Genomic DNA, 10,546 nt, shown 5'->3' with positions numbered 1-10,546 from the left:
AGGGGAAAAGAATAGGCCGGGTAAGCGCAGCGCCACCCGGCATGAAATCAGAATGCCGTCTTACAAAAACCCGTCATCTCTTTCAGGCCCATTTCGCGGCCAAGCTCGGTCATCGGGTGAACCACCACCAGACCACGGACGCTTTTCTTCAGCTTGCCCATGTCGGCCTGCTCTTTTTTGGTGATCGCGCGGCGGTGCGGCATGTTCATCAGCTTCTGCGCTTCTTTGCTCAGCTTCTGGCCTTTAACTTCACGCAGACGTTCGATCTCCGCTTCCAGCTTTGCGGTCTCTTTCTCAAGCTCGGCGTACTTCTCGGCGGAATCGACCAGCGAGAGACCTGCCATCTGGTGGCGGATCAGATCCAGGCGGTCGCTCAGGCGTTTAATTTCGTTCTTTTCGACTTCTTTCATGACAAATAACTCTGAAAACGGGGAATTTACAGGGAAGGATACACCAATGTGAGCAGGCTTACTTCTGAAACGCTTTTTTTAAGCTGATTCGGGAAATCAGCTCAGTCAGGGAGAGGACCATTGTGGAACGGACAACCTGTTGATAACGCAACTTTTGCATCGCGTACAGCTCAGGGTCGCTGCTGTCAAAATGGGGGGCTGGGGGGAGCGCAGTGACGCAATGCAGCTCGCCAAAGGGGCCAAGGATCTCGTCATCGGTAAAGGTGTACTCATTACCGTCATGATTGAGCTCTTCGCGCAGCGCCATCAACAGCTCCGCATCTTCATACTCTTGTCGGTTCAGCACGCCAAGACCATAAATCAGCTTCAGACGCACGGATAAATCGCCCAGCGGCCCGTCGCCGTCCAGTAACGGTTCTACAGCATATTTTACCGCGTAGTCGTCTTTGCGGAACACCTGAAGCACCAGGATATTCACCGCCTCGGTTAATAGCTCGACGGCGGCAATCAGGAAACTTCGTACGGTTTTGCCAGCATTCAGACGCTCAAGCACACGATTTTCAAAGGCCTGGGTTTGTTCCATTATTGCCTGCATATCTGACAATCTGTAATCAGGGCGCAGGATGACCTGCGCCTCACTGTGCATCATTTGGTTGCGTTGTATGCGTTAACCGCCTCCACAACCACGTCGCTGTTGGCGTCCAGACCGGAAATCTGCGCCAGCGCAGCTTGCGCGCCTTTATCGTCAATCAACTGAGCCAGCTCAATCGCCTGGGGATCCTGCTCGCTGCGATAGTGCATCGCGGCGGCAATGCCTTTCACCAGGTTGGCGTGCGGCAGGCCGTATTCCAGCGTGCCCAGCAGCGGCTTAATCAGGCGATCGCCCGCGCTCAGTTTACGCAGCGGCTGGCGGCCTACGCGCTCAACGTCATCTTTCAGATACGGGTTTTCAAAACGACCGAGGATTTTCTGGATGTATGCTGCATGTTTCTCAGCATCAAAACCGTAGCGTTTGATCAGCACCGCGCCGCTCTCTTCCATTGCCCCTTTCACCACCGCACGGATCTTCTCATCAAGGATCGCGTCGCGAATGGTCTGATGACCGGCCAATTTCCCGAGGTAGGCGGTTATAGCATGCCCGGTGTTCAGCGTGAAGAGTTTGCGTTCGACAAATGCCATCAGGTTATCGGTTAATTCCATTCCCGGAATGGTCGGCAGCGTGCCTTTAAACTGGGTTTTATCAACGATCCACTCGCTGAAGGTTTCCACGGTCACTTCCAGCGGATCGTTGGTCGCAGATTCTGACGGCGGGACGATACGATCAACGGCGGAATCCACAAACCCGACGTGCGCTTCCACCCAGGCTTTGTCTTCCTCTGCTACGGCGTTGAGCACGTGGCCTTTCAGCTGCGTGGTGCCGCGCACCATGTTCTCGCAGGCAATAATGTTCAGCGGGGTGTCGATGCCCTGCGCTTTACGTTTTGCCAGGCCTTTTGCCACCGCAGGGGCGATACGCTCCAGTACCACCGGGCCCACCGCCGTGGTGACCAGGTCAACGCTGGCGATAAGGTCGATAACGTCGTCGCCGATACTGCTTACCGCGTTGACGCCAGTGACCGTTTCCACCTGCTCATTTTCACCCACCACATGTACCTGGTAGCTATGACGGTCATTCAGGGCATCCAGAACGACCTGATTTACATCGGCGAATGTCAGCGTAATGCCCGCGTCTGCCAGCAGCTTGCCGATAAAGCCACGACCGATATTACCTGCGCCAAAATGTAATGCTTTCATAGTGTTAACCTTAATCAATGTTTTTACCCGAGAGGGCTGGGGTGAGGAACGTTTTCCCCTCACCCTAGCCCTCTCCCCGGAGGGGAGAGGGAAGAGAACTTATTTGTTCAGCAGAGCCAGCACTTCTTCCACGCTGGTGGTATTGGCCAGACGCTCAATGACAGACTCATCATCCAGCGCGTTGGTCAGGCTGGTAATCACCTGAATGTGCTCGTTGTTGCGAGCAGCGATACCAATCACCAGACGGGCGATGTCGTCTTCTTCTTCACCGAAGCGGACGCCCTGCGGGTACTGACAGAATACGACGCCGGTTTTCAGAACGCGATCTTTCGCTTCCACCGTACCGTGCGGCACCGCGATGGATTCGCCCAGGTAGGTTGGCGTCAGTTTTTCACGTTCCAGCATCGCGTCTACGTATTCAGGCTGAACGTAGCCGCCTTTTACCAGCTGCTCACCGGCAAAGCGAATCGCTTCTTCTTTGGTTGCCGCAGTGCGACCGAGGAAGATGTTCTCCGCCCCCAGTTTGAACAGGTGGGTATTGCTCTCGTCAAAGCTGTCCTGCAGGCTGGTGCGCACTTTCACTTCGTTATCTTCGTGACGCTGCGCGGCCACCAGACGCTCGGTCAGGCTGGTGTACAGGCCGCTGTCGAGGAAGTTGGTCAGCGAAATATGCTGAGCCTGCGGTACCTGGCGCATGGCGCGCTCGGTCAGGTCGCGGTGCGTGATCACCAGGTCAACATCCGGTGGCAGGCTGTTAATGGCGCTGTTGGTCACGGAGATGTTGGTCAGACCCGCATCCTGCACTTTCTTACGCAGCACGCCTGCACCCATTGCGCTGGAACCCATACCGGCATCACAGGCCACGATGATTTTACGCACGTGGCTCAGGTCGTTAGAGACATCACCGGCGGCCAGTGGGGTCGCGCCTTTGGATTCGGCTTTCATGTCGTGCATACGACGGGTTGCTGCTTCGATGTCATCATCTTCTTTCACTTTGCTGGTTTTCAGCAGGATAGAAGAGACCACGAAGGAGACCGCCATGGCGGCAAAGATGGCCGCGATGTTTGCGAAGTAAGCCCCTTTTGGCGTCATTGCCAGCACCGCCAGGATAGAGCCCGGAGAGGCCGGAGACACCAGGCCACCGCCCAGCACGCTCAGGGTGAACACGCCGGTCATACCGCCGAGGATAACGGCCAGGATCAGACGTGGGTTCATCAGCACGTACGGGAAGTAAATTTCGTGGATACCGCCCAGGAAGTGGATGATAGCCGCACCGCCAGCAGACTGCTTCGCGCTGCCGCGACCAAAGAAGATGTACGCCAGCAGCACACCCATACCCGGGCCCGGGTTGGCTTCAATCAGGAAGAAGATGGACTTGCCGAGGTCGTGCGACTGCTGAATACCCAGCGGCGAGAAGATACCGTGGTTAATGGCGTTGTTAAGGAACAGGATCTTCGCCGGTTCAACAAAGATTGACGCCAGCGGCAGCATCTCGTGCGCCACCATGAAGTTAACGCCAGCCGCCAGAATTTTAGACAGGACTTCAACTGCCGGGCCAATGCCGAGGAACGCCAGAATCGCGAGGATCATCCCGATGATGCCCGCAGAGAAGTTGTTCACCAGCATTTCGAAGCCGGATTTGATCTTACCATCAACCCAGACGTCGAATTTCTTAATCGCCCAGCCGCCCAGAGGACCGGCAATCATCGCCCCGAGGAACATCGGCATATCCGCACCGACGATAACCCCCATCGTGGTGATGGCACCCACGACGCCACCACGGTCACCACCCACCAGACGACCACCGGTGAAACCGATGAGCAGTGGCAGCAGGTAGGTAATCATTGGGCCAACAAGTTTCGCCAGCGTTTCGTTAGGCAACCACCCTGTCGGAATAAACAATGCAGTGATGATACCCCACGCGATAAACGCGCCGATATTTGGCATCACCATGTTGCTGAGGAAACGACCAAAGCTTTGAACTTTGATCTTGAAATCGGATGACATAAAACACCCCTTCTTTTGATTACGCTTAGGCTTGTGGCCCGAGGTTTATTGTTAATGTGCGGCGGCAGAGGTAGCCGGGCCCTGTTCTGATGCTGTGAAATCTGGCACTGAATCGTTCAACTGTCCAGACAGTGAAAATTTATGTGATTTGTGTCACGTAAATGCAGGGGGTGTGGTCAGTAATTGAGTGACCTGAATCACAAAATAAGTGGACAAAAAAAATACGATGGTGAGAATTAACGCAAAAACTACCGTTTTTCGTGATGCGCATCACATTTTGATTTGACATGTTTGTTTCTGGATTGTGATTGATTTCACAAAATATTTTTATGCAGATTTCTCCGGCTGCGATCGCCAGCAAACTCTGCTTTGCGATTCGGTGCCATGCTGAAACAGCACGACACGTAAAGCTAAAAAACCACTTTTGATGTGTGGTATGGCGAAAAGTTAAAAGGTGGATTACGCTCATATTGTAAGGTTAAGTCTATTATTATTCAGGATATATTTTGACACGCTTATAAACTTGCATGGAGATATTATAAAAACCCATACTCCCCGGCTCTGAAATAGTGAGCAAAAAACCGTTTTTATAAAAAATAATTAGGTTGCGTACTGTTTTATTAATTTAATGAGTTGACGTTGTTTAAGTGAGGAGAATATGTTTCTCAACTATTTTGCGCTGGGCGTATTGATTTTTGTATTTCTGGTTCTTTTTTACGGAATCATCGCCATTCATGACATCCCTTATAATATGGCCAAAAAGCGTAACCATCCGCATGCCGATGCTATTCACACGGCAGGGTGGATTAGTCTGTTTACGCTTCATGCCATCTGGCCGTTCCTGTGGATTTGGGCCACCCTGTACCGCGAAGATCGCGGCTGGGGTATGCAAAACCACATCACCAGGGCTGATGAGGTCCCGGGCATGGATGCGCTAGCCAAACGCGTGGCGGAACTCGAACAAAAGCTGGCCGCAGTAGAGCCTACTGCTGATAAGAACACGCTGGAGCGCTAATCATGGATCTGTTGATTATTTTGACCTACGTGGCATTTGCCTGGGCCATCTTTAAAATATTCCGTATTCCGGTAAACCAGTGGACGCTTGCCACCGCCACATTAGGTGGGGTGTTTATTGTTGCCGGACTTATTCTGCTCATGAACTATAACCACCCATATACGTTTACGGCGCAAAAAGCGGTTATTTCCATTCCGATTACGCCGCAGGTGACCGGCGTGGTTAGCGAAGTGACCGATAAAAATAACCAGCTAATTAAAAAAGGCGAAGTGTTATTTAAGCTGGATCCAGGCCGTTATCAGGCGCGGGTCGACAGACTGCAGGCTGACCTGGTGACCGCGACGCACAACATCGATAATCTGAAAGCGCAGCTGGCGGAAGCTGTCGCCAATACCACGCGCGTTTCCGCTGAGCGCGATCGCCTGTACAAAGATTATCAGCGCTACCTGAAAGGCAGCCAGGCGAAGGTGAATCCATTCTCTGAAAGCGATATCGACAACGCGCGGCAGAACTATCTGGCGCAGGATGCACTGGTAAAAGGCTCCGTGGCTGAACAGGTGCAGATCCAAAGCCAGTTAGACAGCATGGTGAACGGCGAGCAGTCGCAGATTGCCTCCTTACGCGCCCAGCTTGCCGAAGCGAAATACAACCTGGATCAGACCGTGGTGCGTGCGCCCAGCAATGGTTACATCACCCAGGTGTTGATCCGTCCGGGGACCTACGCCGCCGCGCTGCCTCTGCGTCCGGTGATGGTCTTTATTCCTGAACAGAAACGTCAGATCGTGGCCCAGTTCCGCCAGAACTCGCTGCTGCGTCTGAAGCCGGGTGATGAAGCGGAAGTGGTGTTTAACGCCCTGCCGGGCCAGGTGTTCTCCGGTAAGCTCACCAGTATTCTGCCGGTGGTGCCGGGAGGAACCTATCAGGCGCAGGGCGCACTGCAGTCGCTGACGGTGGTGCCGGGCACGGATGGCGTACAGGCGCTGATTGAGCTGGAACCCAACGCCGAAGTCGATGCCCTGCCGGACGGTATCTATGCCCAGGTGGCAGTCTATTCGGACCACTTCGCCCACGTTTCGGTCATGCGTAAAGTGCTGCTGCGTATGACCAGCTGGATGCACTACCTCTACCTCGATCACTAATCCCTCCCGGGCAGGAATGCGACACGCAGACCTGCCCTTTTTTCATCGCTTGATCCATACTGACTTTTTTCCGGCATCAAGGATCAGGCAATGAAACTCATCGGTAGCTACACCAGTCCCTTCGTGCGTAAAATCTCGATTCTCCTGCTGGAGAAGGGGATTGAATTTGAATTCGTCAATGAGCAGCCCTACAACGCCGAAAACGGCGTCGCGCAGTACAATCCGCTGGGGAAAGTCCCCGCGCTGGTGACGGACGAGGGTGAATACTGGTTCGATTCCCCGATTATTGCCGAGTACATAGAACTGCTGGGCGTTGCGCCGGCCATGCTGCCTGCTGACCCAAAAGCGGCGCTGGCGGTGAAGCAAATTGAAGCCCTGGCCGACGGCATTATGGATGCGGCGCTCACCTCCGTGCGTGAACAGGCGCGGCCTGCCGCCCAGCAGTCAGAAAACGAACTGCTGCGCCAGCGGGAAAAAATCAGCCGCAGCCTGGATCGGTGCGAACAGCTTATCCGGGAGGGCAAGATCCACATCGACAGTCTGAACCTGGGGACCATCGCCATCGCCTGCGCCATCGGTTACCTCAACTTCCGCCGCGTCTCCCCTGGCTGGTGCGTCGACCGCCCGTTACTGGTGAAACTTGCAGAATCGCTTTTTAGCCGCGAGAGCTTTGCCCGTACAGAACCGCCAAAGGCTTGACGCGGGTTATACCCGTCATACTTCAAGCTGCATGTGCGTTGGCTTTCCTCGTTCACCCCAGTCACGTACTCATGTACGCTCCTGGGGATTCACTGCGTCGCCGCCTTCATGCAACTTGAATTATTTAGGGTATATAACACTTCGCCGCGGGAGGGGGTACAATCTCTCCACATGTTAACTCCCTCTCCCGTCGGGAGGGGGGAAGATATTTACTCGCCAGGCGCTTTCATGACTACTCATCATTCGCTGTACAGCCAAATCCCCGCGACCGATCGTCTTCTTCGCAAACCCCGTATTCATGCCGCTGTTGAACGTTTCGGCCATACCGCGACGGTTGAGATGTTACGTCTGCTTCAGGACGAAGCCCGAGGTGCGATTCAGGCAGAAAACGCCTTGCCCGCCTGGTGTAGTGCCTGGGAGCAGGAAGTTGAACAGCGGCTGGAGGCCAAGGCGCAAAGCGCGTTGCGCCCGGTGATTAACCTGACGGGAACCGTGCTGCATACCAATCTGGGGCGCGCGCAGCAGGCGGAAGAGGCGGTGGACGCCGTGATGCAGGCCATGCGAGCGCCTGTGACCCTGGAGTACGATCTTGACGGCGCCGGGCGCGGGCATCGCGATCGCGCGCTGGCGGAGTTGCTGTGCCAGCTGACCGGCGCGGAAGATGCCTGCATTGTGAACAACAACGCCGCCGCAGTGCTGCTGATGCTGGCGGCCACCGCCAGCGGCAAAGAGGTGGTCGTGTCCCGCGGTGAGCTGGTGGAGATTGGCGGCGCGTTTCGCATCCCGGATGTGATGCGCCAGGCGGGCTGTACGCTGCATGAAGTGGGTACCACCAACCGCACCCATGCGAAAGATTATCGCGCGGCGGTGAATGAAAATACCGCCCTGCTGATGAAGGTCCACACCAGCAATTACCATATTGAAGGCTTTACCAAAGCCGTTGACGAGGCGGAGCTGGCGGCGATAGGGCACGAGCTGAATATACCGGTGATTGCCGATCTCGGCAGCGGCTCGCTGGTCGACCTGAGCCAGTACGGTCTGCCGAAAGAACCGATGCCGCAGGAGATGATTGCGGCGGACGTAAGCCTGGTCAGCTTCTCCGGCGACAAACTGCTGGGCGGGCCGCAGGCCGGGATTATCGTGGGTAAACGCGAGCTGATTGCGAAGCTGCAGCAGCACCCACTCAAGCGTGCCCTGCGTGCCGATAAAATGACCCTTGCCGCGCTGGACGCGACGCTGCGACTCTATCTCCATCCTGAGAAGCTGGCTGACCGCCTGCCGACGCTGCGTCTGTTAACCCGGGATGCCGCCTCGATTCGCGCCCAGGCCGAGCTACTGCTGCCGCGCGTCGCGCCGCACTATCCCGATTTTGACGTTCGCATTGAGCCTTGCCAGTCACAGATTGGCAGCGGTTCGTTGCCGGTGGACAGGCTGCCGAGTGAAGCGCTGACGTTCACCCCGCGCGACGGGCGCGGCAGCCACCTTGAAGCCCTGTCGTCGCGCTGGCGTAATTTGTCGACGCCGGTGATCGGGCGGATTTACGATGGCCGGATGTGGCTGGATCTGCGCTGCCTTGAAGATGAAGAGCGATTTCTGGAGATGTTGTTGAAATGATTATTGCCACCGCCGGTCACGTTGACCACGGAAAAACCACGTTACTGCAGGCGATCACCGGCGTAAACGCCGACCGCCTGCCGGAAGAGAAAAAGCGCGGCATGACCATCGATCTGGGGTATGCCTACTGGCCCCAGCCTGATGGCCGCGTGCTGGGTTTTATTGATGTGCCGGGGCATGAAAAGTTTCTGTCTAACATGCTGGCGGGGGTAGGCGGCATCGATCATGCCCTGCTGGTGGTGGCCTGTGATGATGGCGTTATGGCGCAAACCCGCGAGCATCTGGCGATCCTGCAGCTGACCGGCAACCCGCAGCTGACTGTGGCGCTGACCAAAGCCGATCGCGTGGATGACGCACGCGTCAGCGAGGTGCGCGAAGCGGTGCAGGCGACCTTACGGGAATATGGCTTTGCCGATGCAGCGCTTTTTGTCACCGTGGCGACTGAAGGGCGAGGTATCGACGAACTTCGCCACCACTTGCAGCATCTTTCATCACGTGATCACGCCGGCCATCACCGTTTCCGTCTGGCGATTGACCGGGCGTTTAGCGTGAAGGGGGCGGGTCTGGTGGTCACCGGGACGGCGCTCAGCGGCGAAGTGAAAGTAGGCGATACCTTATGGCTGACGGGCGTGAATAAACCGATGCGCGTGCGCGGCCTGCATGCTCAAAACCAGCCCACAGAGCAGGCTCACGCCGGGCAGCGGATCGCGCTGAACATTGCCGGGGATGCGGAAAAAGAGCAGCTTAACCGCGGCGACTGGCTGCTGGCCGATGCCCCGCCTGAACCGTCTGAACGCGTCATTGTCTCCCTGCAGACGCATGCGCCGCTGACCCAATGGCAGCCGCTGCATATTCACCACGCGGCCAGCCATATTACCGGGCGCGTGTCGCTGCTGGAAAACGACCTTGCTGAACTGGTGTTCGATTCGCCGCTGTGGCTGGCAGACAACGATCGTCTGGTGCTGCGTGATATTTCCGCGCGCGAAACGCTGGCCGGGGCGCGGGTAGTGATGCTTAACCCGCCGCGACGCGGCAAGCGTAAACCTGAATATCTGCAATGGCTGGCCGCGCTGGCGCAGGCCAGAGAAGATGACGCCGCGCTGCGGGTGCATCTTGAGCGTGGGGCGGTGAGTCTTAAGGATTTCGCATGGGCGCGCCAGCTGAGCGGGGAAGGCTTACGACAGATGACACAAGAGCCGGGCTTTATACAGGCGGGTAACCGCCTGCTCAATGCCCCGGTTGCCGCACGCTGGCAGCGCAAGATACTGACTACGCTCGCCACTTACCATGAACAGCATCAGGATGAGCCTGGCCCGGGTCGGGAACGTCTGCGGCGCATGGCGCTGCCAATGGAAGACGATGCGCTGGTGCTGCTGCTGATTGAAAACATGCGCGAAAGCGGGGCGATCAAAAGCCACCACGGCTGGCTGCACCTGCCGGATCACAAGGCCGGGTTTAGCGCAGAGCAAGAGGCAATATGGCAGAAAGTGGCCCCGCTGTTTGGCGACGAACCGTGGTGGGTTCGCGATCTGGCTCGTGAAACAAACGCCGACGAGCAGGTGATGCGGCAGGTGTTGCGCCATGCCGCGCAGCAGGGGCTGATAGTCGCGATCGTAAAAGATCGTTATTACCGTAACGATCGTATTGTTGCGTTTGCGAACCTGATCCGCGAGCGGGATCAGGCGCGAGGCTCCACCTGCGCAGCCGATTTTCGCGACCAGCTGAACGTGGGACGCAAGCTGGCGATTCAGATCCTGGAGTATTTCAACCGCATCGGCTTCACCCGTCGTCGCGGTAACGATCATGTCCTGCGGGATTCACTGCTCTTTCCAGAAACACCGTGACCCCTGTCGTAAACACCGTTACCG

General features: G+C 56.4%; 9 protein-coding genes. 5 read left to right on the top strand and 4 right to left on the bottom strand.

Annotated elements, in window-relative coordinates:
* Positions 1-47: 47 nt before the first annotated feature.
* The 4 genes from EKN83_RS11510 to EKN83_RS11495 form a co-directional block, all read right to left on the bottom strand.
* Complete coding sequence (locus EKN83_RS11510; protein WP_008502724.1) at positions 48-410, bottom strand: YibL family ribosome-associated protein; 363 nt, start codon at positions 408-410, stop codon at positions 48-50.
* A gap of 58 nt (positions 411-468) precedes the next feature.
* Entirely contained in the window at positions 469-1,059 is a 591-nt protein-coding gene (mtlR, locus tag EKN83_RS11505) for a mannitol operon repressor MtlR (RefSeq protein WP_126800950.1), read from the bottom strand.
* Complete coding sequence (gene mtlD / locus EKN83_RS11500; protein WP_095449985.1) at positions 1,056-2,219, bottom strand: mannitol-1-phosphate 5-dehydrogenase; 1,164 nt, start codon at positions 2,217-2,219, stop codon at positions 1,056-1,058. Before mtlD ends, mtlR begins: the two co-directional genes overlap by 4 nt.
* Positions 2,220-2,303: 84 nt before the next feature.
* Positions 2,304-4,211, bottom strand: coding sequence for a PTS mannitol transporter subunit IICBA (locus EKN83_RS11495; protein ID WP_025758415.1), 1,908 nt, complete (start codon positions 4,209-4,211; stop codon positions 2,304-2,306).
* 658 nt (positions 4,212-4,869) lie between these two features.
* Between EKN83_RS11495 and EKN83_RS11490 the strand changes: the two genes are divergently transcribed.
* The 5 genes from EKN83_RS11490 (at position 4,870) to selB (ending at position 10,522) form a co-directional block, all read left to right on the top strand.
* Positions 4,870-5,226: a DUF3302 domain-containing protein gene (locus tag EKN83_RS11490; protein ID WP_025758414.1), complete on the top strand. Its 357-nt coding sequence runs from the start codon at positions 4,870-4,872 to the stop codon at positions 5,224-5,226.
* 2 nt (positions 5,227-5,228) lie between these two features.
* Positions 5,229-6,365: an HlyD family secretion protein gene (locus EKN83_RS11485; protein WP_025758413.1), complete on the top strand. Its 1,137-nt coding sequence runs from the start codon at positions 5,229-5,231 to the stop codon at positions 6,363-6,365.
* A 90-nt stretch (positions 6,366-6,455) separates the two neighbouring features.
* Positions 6,456-7,064 (top strand): glutathione S-transferase, encoded by a 609-nt coding sequence (locus tag EKN83_RS11480; protein ID WP_025758412.1) that lies wholly within the window; start codon positions 6,456-6,458, stop codon positions 7,062-7,064.
* Positions 7,065-7,292: 228 nt separating this feature from the next.
* On the top strand, positions 7,293-8,678 hold the full coding sequence (gene selA, locus EKN83_RS11475) for an L-seryl-tRNA(Sec) selenium transferase (protein WP_126800949.1): 1,386 nt from the start codon (positions 7,293-7,295) through the stop codon (positions 8,676-8,678).
* Positions 8,675-10,522 carry a selenocysteine-specific translation elongation factor gene (selB, locus tag EKN83_RS11470; RefSeq protein ID WP_126800948.1) on the top strand — a complete coding sequence of 616 codons (1,848 nt, stop codon included), beginning with the start codon at positions 8,675-8,677 and terminating at the stop codon, positions 10,520-10,522. The genes selA and selB overlap by 4 nt, the downstream gene beginning before the upstream one ends.
* Positions 10,523-10,546: the final 24 nt, after the last annotated feature.

The sequence above is a fragment of the Enterobacter sp. WCHEn090032 genome, from assembly GCF_003986875.1.
GTDB classification, from domain to species: domain Bacteria; phylum Pseudomonadota; class Gammaproteobacteria; order Enterobacterales; family Enterobacteriaceae; genus Enterobacter; species Enterobacter sichuanensis.
Note: the sequence above shows the minus strand (reverse complement) of the source record. Positions and strands in the feature narration are given on the sequence as shown.